15 protein-coding genes and 5 pseudogenes are annotated in these 14,539 nt (G+C 69.5%); 8 read left to right on the top strand and 12 right to left on the bottom strand.

The features are described 5' to 3' along the window. Positions 1–307 precede the first annotated feature (307 nt). Both IEZ15_RS11580 and IEZ15_RS11585 read right to left on the bottom strand, forming a co-directional pair. On the bottom strand, positions 308–571 hold the full coding sequence (locus IEZ15_RS11580; protein WP_189276319.1) for a hypothetical protein: 264 nt from the start codon (positions 569–571) through the stop codon (positions 308–310). A gap of 271 nt (positions 572–842) precedes the next feature. After that, positions 843–1,652: an SGNH/GDSL hydrolase family protein gene (locus IEZ15_RS11585; protein WP_189276320.1), complete on the bottom strand. Its 810-nt coding sequence runs from the start codon at positions 1,650–1,652 to the stop codon at positions 843–845. A gap of 223 nt (positions 1,653–1,875) precedes the next feature. On the opposite strand from IEZ15_RS11585, the gene IEZ15_RS11590 reads away from it, so the two are divergent. Then, entirely contained in the window at positions 1,876–2,970 is a 1,095-nt protein-coding gene (locus IEZ15_RS11590; RefSeq protein WP_373302548.1) for a DUF5925 domain-containing protein, read from the top strand. An 89-nt stretch (positions 2,971–3,059) separates the two neighbouring features. Here IEZ15_RS11590 and IEZ15_RS11595 read toward each other — a convergent pair whose 3' ends face one another. Beyond that, complete coding sequence (locus tag IEZ15_RS11595) at positions 3,060–3,437, bottom strand: GntR family transcriptional regulator (protein WP_114248906.1); 378 nt, start codon at positions 3,435–3,437, stop codon at positions 3,060–3,062. 69 nt (positions 3,438–3,506) lie between these two features. On the opposite strand from IEZ15_RS11595, the gene IEZ15_RS11600 reads away from it, so the two are divergent. From IEZ15_RS11600 to htpG, 3 genes are all read left to right on the top strand, one after another. Beyond that, positions 3,507–4,427, top strand: a complete 921-nt coding sequence (locus IEZ15_RS11600; protein WP_114243717.1) for a GNAT family N-acetyltransferase — start codon at positions 3,507–3,509, stop codon at positions 4,425–4,427. Beyond that, positions 4,408–4,902, top strand: coding sequence for a ribonuclease FAU-1 family protein (locus tag IEZ15_RS11605; protein WP_189276324.1), 495 nt, complete (start codon positions 4,408–4,410; stop codon positions 4,900–4,902). The genes IEZ15_RS11600 and IEZ15_RS11605 overlap by 20 nt, the downstream gene beginning before the upstream one ends. Positions 4,903–5,251: 349 nt before the next feature. After that, entirely contained in the window at positions 5,252–7,189 is a 1,938-nt protein-coding gene (gene htpG, locus IEZ15_RS11610; protein ID WP_114243719.1) for a molecular chaperone HtpG, read from the top strand. Between the two features lie 16 nt (positions 7,190–7,205). On the opposite strand, the gene IEZ15_RS11615 is transcribed toward htpG, so the two are convergent. From IEZ15_RS11615 to IEZ15_RS44600, 5 genes and pseudogenes are all read right to left on the bottom strand, one after another. Then, positions 7,206–8,753, bottom strand: a complete 1,548-nt coding sequence (locus IEZ15_RS11615; protein WP_189276326.1) for a trifunctional class I SAM-dependent methyltransferase/NUDIX hydrolase/VOC family protein — start codon at positions 8,751–8,753, stop codon at positions 7,206–7,208. A 35-nt stretch (positions 8,754–8,788) separates the two neighbouring features. Next, a complete protein-coding gene (locus IEZ15_RS11620; RefSeq protein ID WP_189276328.1) occupies positions 8,789–9,253 on the bottom strand; it encodes a GNAT family N-acetyltransferase in 465 nt (154 codons plus the stop codon). Between the two features lie 134 nt (positions 9,254–9,387). Continuing rightward, a pseudogene (locus IEZ15_RS11625) lies at positions 9,388–9,558 on the bottom strand (transcriptional regulator); the annotation flags it as partial. Positions 9,559–9,621: 63 nt separating this feature from the next. Further along, on the bottom strand, positions 9,622–10,038 hold the full coding sequence (locus IEZ15_RS11630; RefSeq protein WP_189276330.1) for an ester cyclase: 417 nt from the start codon (positions 10,036–10,038) through the stop codon (positions 9,622–9,624). A 148-nt stretch (positions 10,039–10,186) separates the two neighbouring features. Continuing rightward, positions 10,187–10,282: pseudogene (locus tag IEZ15_RS44600) on the bottom strand (MBL fold metallo-hydrolase); the annotation flags it as partial. Here IEZ15_RS44600 and IEZ15_RS11635 point away from each other — a divergent pair. Further along, positions 10,282–10,380, top strand: a pseudogene (locus IEZ15_RS11635) (CGNR zinc finger domain-containing protein); the annotation flags it as partial. The pseudogenes IEZ15_RS44600 and IEZ15_RS11635 sit on opposite strands and share 1 nt — an antisense overlap. Positions 10,381–10,609: 229 nt before the next feature. Here IEZ15_RS11635 and IEZ15_RS11640 read toward each other — a convergent pair. Then, positions 10,610–10,987 (bottom strand): DUF5959 family protein, encoded by a 378-nt coding sequence (locus IEZ15_RS11640; RefSeq protein ID WP_229845836.1) that lies wholly within the window; start codon positions 10,985–10,987, stop codon positions 10,610–10,612. Positions 10,988–11,398: 411 nt separating this feature from the next. Here IEZ15_RS11640 and IEZ15_RS11645 point away from each other — a divergent pair, with 411 nt between their 5' ends. Continuing rightward, positions 11,399–12,439 carry an NAD(P)/FAD-dependent oxidoreductase gene (locus IEZ15_RS11645; protein ID WP_189276332.1) on the top strand — a complete coding sequence of 347 codons (1,041 nt, stop codon included), beginning with the start codon at positions 11,399–11,401 and terminating at the stop codon, positions 12,437–12,439. Between the two features lie 10 nt (positions 12,440–12,449). On the opposite strand, the pseudogene IEZ15_RS47015 reads toward IEZ15_RS11645, so the two are convergent. Beyond that, a pseudogene (locus IEZ15_RS47015) lies at positions 12,450–12,673 on the bottom strand (IS630 family transposase); the annotation flags it as partial. Positions 12,674–12,848: 175 nt separating this feature from the next. Then, positions 12,849–13,463, bottom strand: coding sequence for a DUF2867 domain-containing protein (locus tag IEZ15_RS11650; protein WP_189276334.1), 615 nt, complete (start codon positions 13,461–13,463; stop codon positions 12,849–12,851). Between the two features lie 105 nt (positions 13,464–13,568). On the opposite strand from IEZ15_RS11650, the gene IEZ15_RS11655 reads away from it, so the two are divergent. After that, positions 13,569–14,153: a TetR/AcrR family transcriptional regulator gene (locus IEZ15_RS11655; protein ID WP_189276337.1), complete on the top strand. Its 585-nt coding sequence runs from the start codon at positions 13,569–13,571 to the stop codon at positions 14,151–14,153. A 53-nt stretch (positions 14,154–14,206) separates the two neighbouring features. Here IEZ15_RS11655 and IEZ15_RS11660 read toward each other — a convergent pair. Continuing rightward, a pseudogene (locus IEZ15_RS11660) lies at positions 14,207–14,419 on the bottom strand (IS5/IS1182 family transposase); the annotation flags it as partial. Between IEZ15_RS11660 and IEZ15_RS11665 the strand changes: the two are divergent. Further along, positions 14,376–14,528 carry a hypothetical protein gene (locus tag IEZ15_RS11665; RefSeq protein ID WP_308427395.1) on the top strand — a complete coding sequence of 51 codons (153 nt, stop codon included), beginning with the start codon at positions 14,376–14,378 and terminating at the stop codon, positions 14,526–14,528. The pseudogene IEZ15_RS11660 and the gene IEZ15_RS11665 sit on opposite strands and share 44 nt — an antisense overlap. Positions 14,529–14,539: the final 11 nt, after the last annotated feature.

The raw sequence follows: 14,539 nt of genomic DNA on the forward strand, positions 1-14,539 counted from the left end.
CGACGGCCGCGCGCTCCGGACCCGGAAGTTTCCTGCGTCAACATCTCGGGATCTCGGGATGACAAAGATGCTACGTACACGATAGGTACGAGTGGACGGACGCAGCCGCCGATGGCCGCCGTGCCGACGTCCGGCGAGCACACCGAAGCGCCGCTGCGAGCCCTGGGGATGACGGGAGGGCAGACAGCAGCGCAGCGCCGGGACGATGTGATCGCCTGCGTGGCCCCGAGCGGGGGGACCTGGGCGACGGACCCTGGCCGGGGAGCCCGGGCGGTGGACCGGAGCACGGTCGTGACGGGCCGTCGAGTCAGTGGCGGCTGCCGAAGAGCGACCGCCGCAGTCGCCGCAGCGGCGCGAAGAGCGAGACCCGCGCACTCTTGCTCCGGTGGCTGTGGGCGGCATCGCGCGAGGTGAGCTCACGCATCAGCAGCGTCGCCTCCGCGGCCTCCCGCTGCGGGACGGCAGGGCCGCCGAGCACCGCGAGATGGCGGTCGAGGCGCGAACTCGTCGCACTGCTCCCGCATGTGATGGCAGGCACACGCGGCCTGCTGCGCATCGCTATCTGTTCCATGTCACTCCCCACCCGTACGAGGGCACCCGGCCCGGGCAGGTTAACCCTATCCCCCCGCGACGACACCCGTGTATCCCGGTCGCAGGATTGAGCACACACATACGGAGGATGACGATTGACCTCTGAATCCGCCCGATTCCAGGGCGAGTTGGACAGAACGGAAGCGGTTCGGCCGTAGTGAATCGACGGGGCGCCGGACGGAGACCCCTGCGGACGGGGCCTCCTGCCCGTCAGACGGCTGAACGGGCCCGGCGCATGTACGGGGTCGGGGTCAGGCGACCGAGTCGAGGCCGGGCAGGTAGCCGCCCGACTGTCCGGCTGCGGTGGGGTGGTACGACTCACCGATGTTGAGCCAGTTGAGGCTGTGCAGCCAGGCGCTTCCGGAGCAGATCTCGTGCCCGGCGAACTTCCCCGCGACATCGACGAAGGTGAAGCCGTGGTCGGCAGCGCGCTTGGCGGTCGCCGTGTTGAGGTAGTCGGCGGCACCGTTGATCGCGGTGCGCACCTTGTCGCTCAGGCCGACGGCACAGCTGCCACCGATCTTGTAGAAGCGCGGGTAGCCGAGGACGACGACATGAGCGGACGGCGCCTTGGTCCGGATCGCCGAGTACACCGAGTCGAGATTGCCGGGCAGGGTGGTGTCGACATAGCTGCGGGCCGTGGCGATCCGGCTGAGGCAGGTGGCCTCCGACTGGAGGACACAGGTGGTCATGACGTCGGAGAAACCCGCGTCATTGCCGCCGATGGAGATCGAGACGAGGTCGGTCGAGGCGCCGAGGGGGCCGAGCTGGTTGGCCTTGACATCACCTGTACGGGCACCGGAGCAGGCGGTGAAGCCGAAGGACGAGGGCGAGTTGGCGGCGACCCAGAGTGCGGGGTAGGCCTTGGTGCTGCGCTTGCAGTCACCGCTGGCACTGTCGTAACTACCGGAACCGACACCCGAGGAGTACGAGTCACCGAGGGCGACGTAGTCGACGGCCTGAACAGACTGTGCGGCGTTGGCGGTGGCCGCTCCGGTCAGAGCGAGTACGGCACCGAGCAGGAGCGAGGACGAGAACGCCACGAGTCTGGACATCTTCATGGAACCTCCCTTGGACCGACCGGCAGGATCTCCGCCTGGTCTGCCGTGTCCGTGGTAGCAGTACCCACACCCCCACCGGAAGTGTCCATGCCAAGTTGCCCAATGAATTCTCCTGTGCGCCCCTCTGAGGTTGCGTCATGTCCGCGGTCCGCCCGCCGGAAGCAGGGAGGAAGGTGGCGAAACCTGGGTGCGCCGGGTGCCCCCTTGCCGGATCATGGGCGCCATGTCTGCCAACCCTGAGTCCGCTCTGCCGATCCGGCTCACCGTCGACGACAGCGATTCCCCGTCCGACGTCGTCGACGCGCTGTTTCTCGGCCGCTTCGCGACGGGCGAGCAGCCGTACTCGCACAGCTCCTCCCTCGACCGCGTCAAGGCCGGGGCCACCTTGCTGCCCCCGGCCGCCAAGGTGCTGCGCGCCGCCCGCGACGACGACCGCAGCGCCACGCTCGCCGAGGGCGACGGCTGGACGCTGCTCATCTCGCGCTGGAACCGCGGCGCCGATGTCACGGTCACCGCGACCAGCCCGGAGCTGGCGCAGAGGATCCTCGGACAGGCGACGGACGGCGCCCGGGACGAACCGGAACCGCAGCCCGAGAACGTGACGATGGGCTTCTGGTACGTGTCCCCGCGCCGCGGCCCGTACCGCACCACCCGGCAGATCGCCGCCGGTACGTGGGACGAGGTCCGCAACAACTACACGGCACCGGTGGCCGATGCCATGGACCGGCTGATGAAGGTCACGCCCGACGACATCGCCGGCCGGCTGCTCCTGCTGCACGGCCCGCCCGGCACCGGCAAGACGTCCGCACTGCGCACGCTCGCACGCTCATGGCGGGACTGGTGCCAGGTCGACTGCGTGCTCGATCCGGAGCGGCTCTTCAACGATGTCGGCTATCTGATGGACATCGCGATCGGTGAGGACGACGGCACGGCGAAGGGCCGTTGGCGGCTGCTGCTCCTGGAGGACTGCGACGAGTTGATCCGCGGCGAGGCGAAGCACACGGCGGGCCAGGCGCTGTCCCGGCTGCTGAACCTCACCGACGGGCTGCTGGGCCAGGGCCGCAATGTGCTGGTGGGCGTCACCACCAACGAGGATCTGGAGCGACTCCACCCGGCCGTGGTGAGGCCCGGCCGCTGCCTCGCCAGGATCGAAGTGGGCTCGCTGACCCGCAAGGAGGCGGCGGCCTGGCTGGGTACGGAGGAAGGGCTGGGCCGCGAGGGCGCCACGCTCGCCGAGCTGTACGCGCTGCGGCGCGGCAGCGGTCCCGCGTCGGTGCCGAAACAGGATTCCGGTGCGGACGCGGGCCTGTATCTCTGAGCCCGGCACAACCAAGCCCGTCCGGCGCTTGAGGGCAGGGACCGGCGGCCGGACGGCGCCCGGCCCCTGCCCCGCCCCGGCCCTCCGACTCATCGCGCCGCGTACGCCGCCCGTACCGCGTCCTCGGCCAGGGACAGCGCCTCTGCCCGGGACAGGCCCAGTCGCCGGGCCTGCTCCGCGTATTCCTGCGCCGCAGCCGCCGCATGCCGTTCCGCCGCATCACCGGCAGCGGCGATGAAGGTGCCATTGCGGCCACGGGTCTCGATCACCCCGTCGGCCTCCAGCGCCCGGTACGCCTTGGCGACGGTGTTCGCGGCGAGGCCGAGCTCCTCGGCGAAGCCGCGTACGGTCGGAAGTCTGAAACCGACGGGCAGCGCGCCGGAGCGGGCCAGTTCGGAGATCTGCGTGCGCAGTTGCTCGTACGGGGCGGTACCGGAATCCGGATCAAGGGCGATCTTCAGGGTCACGCGCCGATTGTCCCCCACCGCCGGAAAATCAGCGGCGCTCCGTGCGGGAGCACGCGTAACGTCCGGCCCATGACTGTCCTCGTTCGCGACTTCCTGCCCGCCGACGCGGAGGCCTGGGTGCAGGTCCGGCGCGCCGCACTGCCCTACATGGTGACGACTCCCGAGCAGGTCGCCTTCGATCTGGCCTCCGCCCATCCCGACAAGCGCTACCGGCTGCTGGTCGCCGAGGAGGACGGTGCGCTCATCGGGACCGCACAGGTCGGTCTCGTCCACGACAGCCCCGAACCCGGCCAGGCGTTCTGCAATCCGTACACGCACCCGGACCGCACCGGGCACGGGGCAGGTGGGTTGCTGCTGAGCACGGCCGAGGAGTACCTCGCCCGGGAGGGCGCGCTCGCGCTCTACACCTGGGTGCTCGACACCCCGTCGAACCGCGCGTTCGCCGAGAAGCGCGGCTACGCGCCGAGCCGCTCGGCCCATTTCCTCCACCTCGATCTGGCCAACGGCTCGCTGCCGCCCCGTCAGGAGCCCCCGGCGGGCGTCGAGCTGCGTACCGCCGCGGACTTCGCGGACGATCCGCGCCAGCTCTTCGAGGCGGACGCCGAGACCACAGCCGACGAGCCGAGCGACACCCCGGCCGAACTGTCCGACTACGAGGACTGGCTGAATCAGACCTGGCGCCACCCCGGGCTCGACCACGAGTTGACTTCGGTCGTGGTGGTCGACGGGAAGGTGGTGGCGTTCAGCGCGGCGCAGACCGACGGTCTGACCCGCTACATGTCGGGAATGACCGGAACCCGCCGGGCGTACCGCAACCGGGGCCTGGCCAGGCTCGCGAAGAACGACTCGCTGCACCGGGCGCGCGCCGCCGGGTACACGGACGCGTACACCGGCAATGACGCCGACAACGGTCCGATGCTGGCGGTCAATCGATGGTTCGGCTACGAGATCTGTGCCACGGAGGTGCGGTATGTCCGCAAGCTCGGCTGAGACCGCGCTGGTGGTCGCCCTGGTGAAGGCCGGGCGGACCAAGATCCGCTACCCGGCGGATGTGGTCCGCGACGACGGCACCCGGGTGACGGTGCGTGCGCCCTGGGCGGCGCCGGGGGTCCGTGACTTCGGCTTCGTACGGTTCGAGCCGGGCGATGTGTTCACCGAGCACTACTGGCGCGACCGCTGGTTCGCCGTGAAGGAGGTCCGTACCGGCGCGGGCGAACTCAAGGGCTGGTACTGCGACATCACCCGTCCCGCCGTGCTGCGGGACGCGGAGCTTCTGGTCGAGGACCTGGATCTCGATCTGTGGGTGTCGGCGGACGGTTCGGCCGTACTCCGGCTGGACGAGGACGAGTTCGAGGAGAGCGGTCTCGCCGAACGCGATCCGGCGGCGGCCGATGCGGCCCGCCGGGCGCTGGACGAGCTGGAACACCTGGCCCGCGCGGAGGGCCTCGCGACGCTGCTGGCCTGACCGGCGGAGGTACTCGTTCCGGGCGCCGGACGGACCGCCGTTCGGTCCGCCCGGAGCTCCGTCCACGGCTTCGGTCAGCCGTCAGCCGTCAGCCGTCGGCTCGATGGCCGCAGTGGAACAGAAGGTTCGGCAAGGCGGGGCCCGCAGGACCCGGATGCCATGTCCGTCGGCATATCCAGGGAGAGCGTGCCCACTTTGTACCGAATTGCCGTGAGTCCGGTCCGGCCCTGCCGCCAAAACCGCACGACGGACACCCCTGACTGTCGGAACGCAGTTCCCGCGATGCCCAGTTGATCTACAGTTCTCAGGCCAGTTCCCCACCCGGTGACCTGAGAAGGAATCACGGATTATGCCCACTGAGACGTTCGAGTTTCAGGTGGAAGCGCGCCAGCTTCTGCAGATGATGATCCACTCGATCTACTCGAACAAGGACGTGTTCCTGCGCGAACTCGTCTCCAATGCCTCCGACGCGCTCGACAAATTGCGGCTCGAAGCACTCCGCGACGACTCGCTCGGCGCGGACGTGTCCGACCTCCACATCGACATCGAGACCGACAAGCAGGCCCGTACGCTGACCGTGCGGGACAACGGCATCGGAATGTCGCACGACGAAGTGGTCCAGCTCATCGGGACCATCGCGAACTCGGGCACGGCGAAGTTCCTGCGGGAGCTCAAGGAGGCCGAGGACAGCGCCGCGGCCGAAGGGCTGATCGGCCAGTTCGGTGTCGGGTTCTACTCCAGCTTCATGGTGGCCGACGAGGTCACGCTGCTCACCCGGCGCGCGGGCGAGAGCCAGGGCACCCGCTGGACGTCGACCGGCGAGGGCACGTACACGATCGAGACCGTCGACAGCGCTCCCCAGGGCACCTCGGTCACACTCCGGCTCAAGCCGGAGGACGCCGACGACCGGCTCTACGACTACACCTCTTCCTGGAAGATCAGGGAGATCGTCAAGCGGTATTCGGACTTCATCACCTGGCCCGTCAGGATGGCCCCGGAGACCGCTGCCGACGACGCCGCGGACTCCGGGGCAGCGGCCGACGACGCCCCGCGCGAACCCGAGACGCTCAACTCGATGAAGGCCCTCTGGGCGCGCTCGCGCGACGAGGTCACGGACGACGAGTACCACGAGCTGTACAAGCACATCAGCCACGACTGGATCGCCCCGCTCGAAACCATCCGGCTGCAGGCGGAGGGCACCTTCGAGTACCAGGCACTGCTCTTCATCCCGTCGCACGCGCCCCAGGACCTGTTCATGCAGGGGTACAAGCGCGGCATCCAGCTCTATGTGAAGCGCGTCTTCATCATGGACGACTGCGAAGCGCTGATGCCGCCGTACCTGCGCTTCGTCAAGGGCGTCGTCGATGCTCAGGACCTGTCGCTCAACGTGTCGCGCGAGATCCTCCAGCAGGACCGCCAGATCCAGTTGATGCACCGGCGTCTGGCGAAGAAGGTGCTGTCGACGGTCAAGGACATGATGTCCGCCGACCCGGAGCGCTACGCCACGTTCTGGCGGGAGTTCGGCCGTGTCCTCAAGGAGGGGCTGCTGAGCGACTTCGAGAACCGCGACGCCATCCTCGGTGTCGCCTCCTTCGCCACGACCCACGACAAGGACGAGCCGACCACTCTGCGGCAGTACGTGGAGCGGATGAAGGACGGTCAGGAGCACATCTACTACCTCACGGGCGAGTCCCGGCAGGCCATCGAGAACTCCCCGCACATGGAGGCGTTCCGGGCCAAGGGCGTCGAGGTGCTGCTGCTGACCGATCCCGTCGACGAGGTGTGGGTCGAGGCCGAGCCCGAGTTCGACGGCAAGAAGCTGCGGTCCGTCGCCAAGGGCGAGGTCGACCTCGGCACCGAGGCGGAGAAGAAGGAGGCCGCGACCGAGCGCGAGAACCGTCAGCAGGAGTACGCGGATCTGCTCGCCTGGATGACGGACCGGCTGAGCGAGACCGTCAAGGAGGTACGGCTCTCCTCGCGCCTCACCGTCTCGCCCGCCTGCATCGTCTCGGACACGCACGATGTGACGCCGGCCCTGGAGAACATGTACCGCGCCATGGGCCAGCCCGTCCCCCACGTGAAGCGCATCCTCGAACTCAACCCGGAGCACCCGCTGGTCAGCGGTCTCAACCGGGCACACGCCGAACGCGGCGAGGATGCCGGCACCGGCCTGGAGGAGACGGCCGAACTCCTCCACGACCTGGCGCTGCTGGCCGAGGGCGGCGAACTGGGCGACCCGTCGCGCTTCGTCAGACTCATGGCCGACCGCCTCGAGCGCACCCTGTGAGTGAACGCCGCAAGCCCTAGTCCCGGCGCCGCGCCCATACATCGGTGTGCGGCGCCGGGTCCTTTGGCGCCGGTCGGGCTTGCTGGATTCCGGCGACCAGCTCCACCTCGTACCCCGCCGCGTCCTCCAGATAGGCGGCGATGTGCCCGTCCCCGCCCGCGTACGGGTACCGGTCCGGGAAGAGCGGCTGCCAGCCGTGCTCCGGGGCCCCGGCCACCAGTGCGTCGAGGGTGGCCCGGTCCCGGACGTGGAACGCCAGGTGGTTGAGCCCGGGGCGGCGGCGGTCGTGCGTCCCCCCGGTCAGGTCGGGTGACTGCTCGACCACCACATAGCTGTCGCCGCGCCGCCAGCTCCGCCCGTGTTCCCAGCGCTGGTACGGGACATGGCCCAGCTCGCCGAGCAGCCAGCCCCACCCCTGCTCGGCAGCCGGCAGATCGGGCACCCACAGTTCGATGTGGTGCACCCCGCCGGTGCGGGCCCCGCCGGCCGGCAGCGGGACGGCGCGGCGGATCGCGTGCGGCTGGTACACCACGGTGTCGCCGTCCTCGTGCCAGTGGATCAGGAAGTGCTCCCCCGCGCGGTAGCCGTCGAGTCCCGCGCGGCAGTAGGCGACGATGTCGTCCGGCAGGGCGTCCAGCGGGAACCACGCCAGCTCGGAGCACTTGTCCGGTTCGCGGTTGTACGGCGGGCGGGCGGGGTCGTACTCCGCCTCGAAGAACCAGCCGGTCCTGGGACTGCCGCCGGGGCCCCGGTGCTGCATGACCAGGGCGACCCACAGCTCGTCCGGGCCGAGTTCGACACCGATCTCCTCGGCGGCCTCGCGGATCATCGCCTCGCGGACGTCCTCACCGTCCTCGACATGTCCGGACGGGCCGTTGAACAGCCCGTCCGCGTAACCGGTATTGGCCCGGCGGGCAAGCAGGACGTCCGGGCCGCGGCGGAGGATCAGATGCACATCGACGACCTCGGTGTGCCGGTGCGGCGGTTCGGCGCGGGCCACCAGGGCGTAGCGCTCGTCGTCGACCTGCTTGCCCCACAGGGTCGGATCGTCGGAGAGCCGCTCGTGGTGGATGCGTTCGGTGAGCTCGGAGAGAAGTCCGGTCAGCCGCTCGGCGGGGAGGCCGACGCCGCCCCGGACGCCTTCGATCAGGATCAGCCGGCCGCCGGGCCGCAGCAGGGCGAACCAGTGGCGCAGGACTGCCGCCGGATCAGGCAGCAGAAACACGACATGTCTGGCCATGATCACATCGAACTGCTGCTTTCCGACCGGCGGTTGGGCCGCGTCTCCGAGAAACACCCCGGTACCCGTCCCGGCGAGCTTGGCCCGTGCCTGCTCCACCATGCGCGGCGACCGGTCGACGGCGGTGACCCGGTGCCCCTGCCCGGCGACGAGCAGCGCAAGGCTTCCGGTGCCGCATCCCAGGTCGAGCACCTCGGAGCGCTCACTGGGCAGCCAGCTCTCCAGCCGCTGCGCCCAGGCGTGCCGGACCGCCGGGTCGAGCAGCCCGTGGTCGGGCTCCTCGTCGAAGGGGTCGGCTGCCGAATCCCAGTCGATCGTCGTCATGAGCCGATCGTGCCATCCCCCACTGACGGAGTCGATCAGCCGGCCAGCCGCTTGCGGTAGTGGAAGCGGTCGTACACGCCGTCCACACGGCGCTCCACCAGCTCGTACCCGTAGCGCGGGTAGAGCTTCTGGTTCTCCCACATCAGGGCGTTGGTGTAGAGCCGGATCTCGGGGAGGCCGAGGCTGCGGGCGTGCGCGTCCACGTGGGCGAGCAGCCGCCGGCCGACTCCCCGGCCGGCCGCGTCCGGGTGGACGGCGACGGACTCCAGGAAGAGGTGGTCGTCGTGCGGTACGAGGACCAGGGCACCGATGATGTCCGGGACCCCCGTCACGTGCACCCGGCCCGCGGCGACATCCGCCGCGTGGTCCGCCTCCATCGGTGCGGGTACGAGACCGATGCGTTCGATGTAGTGCCGGTAGGCGGCGTCGGTGACGGCCCGCACGGCGGGGACGTCGGCCGGGGTGGCGAGGCGGATCTTCTCGGAAGCTTCGGCGGTCATGTACGCACCGTACGGCCGGTCGTTCCTGGAGGTCGTTTTCTCCCAGTGTTTTATCCCGGGATCTGCTGGTCGTCAGGAGATCTCCACAGTTCGAGGGGATCGACATGAGACATCACACCTGTCCCCGCGCAGGGCGCGGCGTGGATGAGGTCGCGAGCGGCATCGCCATACACGGCCATCCGTGCCGGCCCCTCGAACGCCTTCGCGTAGTCGGCGAGTTCGCGGGGGTGGCGGACGTCGGTCTCGGTCGTCAGGGTCTCCACCACGGCCTGGACGTCGTCGTGGAGGTAGAACGCACCGGTGGGCCGGTCGATCCGGAGGCAGTCGGCAAAGCCGCGACGGTGCAGCCACGGGTCGTGCGACGGCTGTTACGCGCTGGGTCCGGCCTTGAGCTGCTCGATGGTGTCGAGGAGGTTGTAGTGGGCGCGCTTCTCGATGATCTTCCCGTCCTTGAAGGTGAAGAGGTTGAACATCGAGAAGCGCACGTGTGCACCTGCCGGAGGTACTCCCCAGAACTCGCCGTTCTGGTCTCCCTCGACCACGACGAAGGCGCCGACCCGGTCGCCTTCGGCCACGGTGCACTCGACCGTCAGGCGGCTCCCCTTGAAGGCGTCGATGTGCTCCTTTTCCGCGGCGATGAACCCGTCGGCACCCGGGCGGGGCGTGTCGAGCTGGTTGTAGAAGATGAAGTCCTCATGGAACATGCCGGTCACCGCCGCGTAGTCCTCACCTTCGAGGGCTTCGTAGAAGTGACGTACCAGGTTCGTGTGAGTCTCTGTGGACATGCTTGCGCCTCAGGGGTGTTGAGCCGGCGGGCCGGCCGTGGTTCGGCGTTCCGTGGCGGCCCGGCGGACCCGCCGGGCCGCCACGGACATGAGTGGTGCGGAAGGTTTCAACCGCCGGCGTCCGTGCTGGACGGTCGCGTCGGCCGGGTCAGCCCCGGTGGCCCCAGTCCAGGCGGTCGGCCAGCCCCGCGGCGGTGAAGGCGGCCGCCAGATCGTCGCGACCCTCGGTGAAGTGGGCCCAGCTACCTGCTCCGGCACGGCCGCCGCCACTGGTGCTCCACCCGCTGCGGCGACCGCGCCCGCGCCGCCCGCGCCTACGCCCGACGCGGCAGCACCCCCTGACAAAAGGGCACACGACCACGAGCCGCCGGAACCACCACGGCTTCCCGTAACACCCCCCACAGGCCCGAGCGCGAGGGGCGGCGCCTCAGCGAAAGAACACCCCGCTATCTGTATTGGTTCCGTATTGGTTCCGTCGCCTGCGGATTCGCCGGGAGATACGCGATGACATCCACGAAGCATTGCTGAGCATCGGGTGTGCGCTGATTTGCTGGAGACGGCCGGCCGCTGTTCATCGCCGCCATTCGTAGGCGTTCGGGGCCGTCTCGATGACCTCGCTCGGCCAGTTCTCCCTGACCTGTCGCAGACGGTCACGCTGTTCATCGACCCACCCTGCGGTGACCCGCACCGGGACACTGACCAGGGTTCCGGAAGCTGGCGTGTCCTCCACGGTGACCACCGGCACTCCGCGCTGGCCGCGGACCTCGATCCGGACTTCCGGGTTGCGCCCGTCGTCCATCCAACCGACATCTCGGCCGGCGGCGAGCGCGTCCAAGGCATGGGCCCAACTGTCCAGGTCTTCCCGGGCCAGGCACACGCTCAGACGTCCGCCGGCGAACCCGCTCGCGATGACGACCTCAGCATCAAGAGAGTCATGCCAAGGCAGCACCCCCTACATGTGGCGTCCCAGCACTCGGATCACGACACTGTTCTCGCCATCAGCAAGGCCGATGAGATCCATCGTGTTCACTCCAGCCGTCCTGCTCCCACACCGACATCAACGGTCAGTCATCATCCACGCGCTGCGAAGCAAGGGTCCGTGCAGGGGCTGCTGCGGTTCATTCCGTCAGGAGTTCTTGCTGTGTTCAGCTCCGGGACCGCCCGGCGCAGAATCTTGAGCACCGAATGACAGCGCGGGCCCTTCGGTCCACCGCCCAGCGCATCCAAGGCCGGACCGCCGCGGCTCGAATGGAGACTCGATTTCATGAAAGGATCGAGTCATGGCACGGCCTTCCCGGTACCCGCTTGAACTCCGTCGCCGTGCGGTGCGCTTGGTCGCCGAGGAAGCAGAGGTGGGCAAATGGTTCGAGAGAGCATGATGCGCGTCGCCGTGGTGGGCTCGGGCGCACTGGGAGCCGCGGTGGCGGACGAGCTCGTGCGCCGCGGCCTGTCCGTCGTGGTCTGCACGGCGGAGGAGTCGCGGCCTCCGGTGACGGATGTGGCGTTCGGCTGGCTCAACTCGCACGGGTCGGCGGCGGAGCCGCCGTCGGGCGCGCGCGATCGGGACGAGCTCGCCCGGTCGCTCGGCGTGCTGCGCAACGTCACGGCGACGCCACCGTTGCGCGGCGTCATCACCTGGAACGGCGCCGTGAGCTGGGCGTCGACCGCAGCCGCGACGGCTCGATTCGCCGAGCAATCGGGTTCCGGCGTCGCGACCGTCGAGGCGGAGGCTCTGCGGCAGATCCTTCCCGGCCTGCGGGTGGCGCCGCCGGTGGTCGCGCACGCGAGCGACGAGGGCATGGTCGAGCCGGACGACCTGCGCCGCGCGTTCCTCGCCCGCGCGCGGGCCGGCGGCGCCACTGAAGTCGCCATTCGGGTGGATCGCATCCGGGCGCGGCGGGCGGGCGGCTACGAGCTGCAGGGCACCGGAGCGGCACTCGTCGTCGATCGGATCGTACTCGCCTGCGGGACGGGCCTGCCCGCCCTCGCGGAGCAGCTCGGCGAGCACATCGAAGTCCCCGGTGTCCCGGCCGCGCGCTTCACCTTCACCGCGCCGGAACTACGCCTGGACCGTGTGGTGTCCACGCCGGCGTTCGAGATCCGGCCGTCCGCCCGGCACGGCTTCGTCGGCGCCGAGGACGTGGTCCCGGGCGAGACGGAGACGGCGACGCGGGCGCGGGTGCGTGCGTCCCTGAGTGCCGTGAGGGAGGCGTTCGGATTGCCGCAGGAACCGGTGCTGGGGGACGTGACCATAGGCGTCCGCCCGATCCCGGCAGGCGACGGCGTGCTCTGCGCACCGCTGGCGAGTGCTCCGGGGATCGTCGCACTGGCTGCGCACCCCGGGGTGACGCTCGCGGCCTCGCTGGCGCTGCGTGCGGCGGAACAACTCGGGAACCCCTAGCGTCCTGCGCCGGAGATCCGTCGGCAAAAACGGCGAGGAAGTCGAGGATCTCCTCGGCCGTCTTGGTCCAGATGAACGGTTTGGGTCCTCGTTCCAGTTCTTGACCCACGTGCGGATGTCGGCTTCGAGCGCCTGGACGTTCTTGTGTGCGCCGCGGCGGATCATCTGGTCGGCCAGGAAGCCGAACCACCGCTCGACCTGGTTGGTCCACGCGGAGCCGGTCGGGGTGAAGTGCTCATCTCCGTGGATGCGGTCGGTCGGGGAGCTCGGCGACGGGCGGCGACCTCTTGAAGTGCTCTCCCGGCCGAAGCCGGGAGATTCCTGCTTACCCGGTGGGGTAAGCGCCGGTGTCAGGGGCCTGCCGCGCCAGAAACCGTTCCCCCCAGCCCCTGACCGGCGCTCGCAGCGATCACGGTTGAGGACTGGTGCCCTTGGGAAGCAGAAGCGCGCGGTCCCGCCAGGCGCGCTCCCACTGACGGGTGAGCGCCGGATAGACGATCAGGTAGCGGAACGGTGCGATGAGGGCCATGTACAGCCGTCCGAACCGGCCGTTGGGCTTGACCAGGACCGCCATCCGCAGTTCGTGGTCGCCGTCGCTGGACAGCACCCACCCCAGGTGCATGAGGGTGTGGACGGTCTTGTTCGCCAGTTCGCGGACGGACTCGTTGTCGAGCTCGTACACGGGGGTGAACGGGTTGCCGCCGGAGTCGGGCCCGTCCACGGTCTCGCGGAGGTCGCGCGGCAGGCGGTCGCGCAGCGACTGGACCCGCGTCCCGAGGCCGGCCCTGGGCTTGTCCCATCCGAGCAGGGCGCCGAGCTTCCAGCGCACCGCGAACAGGAACCGGACCGCAGGATTCTGCTTGGCGAAGCCGTCGCCCGCCCGCATCGCGGCGAGCATCACGGGGAAGTCGCCCGGCCCGGCGCCAGGGGTGCGGAAGGACCACACGTCCTCGGTCTCGAAGTCGCGGGTGAGCGCGTGGATCCGCCACGGCTGATCGGTGTGGGAGGTGTGAGGAAGTTTCATGGCCGCTGCCGCCATTCCTGTCTCGGGGCGCCGTCCGCCATCCCCGTTATACGCTTACGTATAAGATGAGGCTAGATCGGATATACGGCTACGTATATCCGATGGATGAGTGAGGTGGAACACATCGTGGGCACTGCTCGCACACCGCGCGACACATGGGTGGAGGAAGGTCTGCGGGCGCTGGCCGACCGTGGTCCGGACGCCGTCAGGGTCGAGGCGCTGGCGAAGCGGCTCGGCGTCACCAAGGGCGGGTTCTATGGGTACTTCGCCGACCGCGACGCGCTGCTGGAGGCGATGCTGGACGCTTGGGAGCAGGAGAGCACCGACGAGGTGATCGACCGGGTCGAGCGCGAGGGCGGCGACCCGAAGACCAAGGCCCAGCGTGCAGGCATGCTCACCTTCTCCAGCGACCGGCTGCTCCCCATCGACCTCGCGGTCCGTGACTGGGCCCGGCGTGACGAGGCGGTCGCCGAGCGCCTGCGACGGGTGGACAACCGGCGTATGGACCTGTTGCGCGAGATGATCGGCACCTTCTGCTCCGATCCCGACGAGGTTGAGGCCCGCAGCCTGATCGCCTTCTGCGTGGCAATCGGAAACCACTCCCTCGCCGCCGATCATGAGGGCCGCACCCGAGCCGAGGTTCTCGCCCGCGCCGGCGACCTGATCCTCAACCGCACCAGCAGGCGGTAGGGCCGCTCAACCTCGCCCTGCGGAACCAACCCGGGTCGCCGTCAGGCGTCGTTTCACTTGGTGAGTCGGCGGTGGCAGATGAGGGTTGCGGCTATGCCGACGATGGCGAGGAAGTGCTCGGGCTTGCGTTCCTATCGACGGTGCAGGCGGCGGCATCCGGCGAACCAGGACACCGTTCGCTCGACGACCCAGCTGTGGCGGCCGAGCCGGGTGGAGGATTCGATGCCCTTGCGGGCGATCCGGTGGCGGATGCCGCGTGACGGCAGTACCCGTTACCTGACCATCGGCGGTGCGGCCGCGCTTGCCATGGGTGCGGCCGCACTGTTCGCCTCGGTCCGCCGCCGGGCCGCCGTCGGGGGCCGGCACCGGCACTGAGCACCTGGGGC

It is taken from the genome of Streptomyces atratus (assembly GCF_014648655.1).
In the GTDB taxonomy this organism is placed as follows: domain Bacteria; phylum Actinomycetota; class Actinomycetes; order Streptomycetales; family Streptomycetaceae; genus Streptomyces; species Streptomyces atratus.

What these genes read in the sequence shown, in the direction of transcription:
- IEZ15_RS11580 (WP_189276319.1), bottom strand. Translation starts at nt 571, where the DNA reads ATGGAACAGATAGCGATGCGCAGCAGGCCGCGTGTGCCTGCCATCACA.
- IEZ15_RS11585 (WP_189276320.1), bottom strand. Translation starts at nt 1,652, where the DNA reads ATGAAGATGTCCAGACTCGTGGCGTTCTCGTCCTCGCTCCTGCTCGGT.
- IEZ15_RS11590 (WP_373302548.1), top strand. Translation starts at nt 1,876, where the DNA reads ATGTCTGCCAACCCTGAGTCCGCTCTGCCGATCCGGCTCACCGTCGAC.
- IEZ15_RS11600 (WP_114243717.1), top strand. Translation starts at nt 3,507, where the DNA reads ATGACTGTCCTCGTTCGCGACTTCCTGCCCGCCGACGCGGAGGCCTGG.
- IEZ15_RS11605 (WP_189276324.1), top strand. Translation starts at nt 4,408, where the DNA reads ATGTCCGCAAGCTCGGCTGAGACCGCGCTGGTGGTCGCCCTGGTGAAG.
- htpG (WP_114243719.1), top strand. Translation starts at nt 5,252, where the DNA reads ATGCCCACTGAGACGTTCGAGTTTCAGGTGGAAGCGCGCCAGCTTCTG.
- IEZ15_RS11615 (WP_189276326.1), bottom strand. Translation starts at nt 8,753, where the DNA reads ATGACGACGATCGACTGGGATTCGGCAGCCGACCCCTTCGACGAGGAG.
- IEZ15_RS11620 (WP_189276328.1), bottom strand. Translation starts at nt 9,253, where the DNA reads ATGACCGCCGAAGCTTCCGAGAAGATCCGCCTCGCCACCCCGGCCGAC.
- IEZ15_RS11630 (WP_189276330.1), bottom strand. Translation starts at nt 10,038, where the DNA reads ATGTCCACAGAGACTCACACGAACCTGGTACGTCACTTCTACGAAGCC.
- IEZ15_RS11645 (WP_189276332.1), top strand. Translation starts at nt 11,399, where the DNA reads ATGGTTCGAGAGAGCATGATGCGCGTCGCCGTGGTGGGCTCGGGCGCA.
- IEZ15_RS11650 (WP_189276334.1), bottom strand. Translation starts at nt 13,463, where the DNA reads ATGAAACTTCCTCACACCTCCCACACCGATCAGCCGTGGCGGATCCAC.
- IEZ15_RS11655 (WP_189276337.1), top strand. Translation starts at nt 13,569, where the DNA reads ATGAGTGAGGTGGAACACATCGTGGGCACTGCTCGCACACCGCGCGAC.
- IEZ15_RS11665 (WP_308427395.1), top strand. Translation starts at nt 14,376, where the DNA reads ATGCCCTTGCGGGCGATCCGGTGGCGGATGCCGCGTGACGGCAGTACC.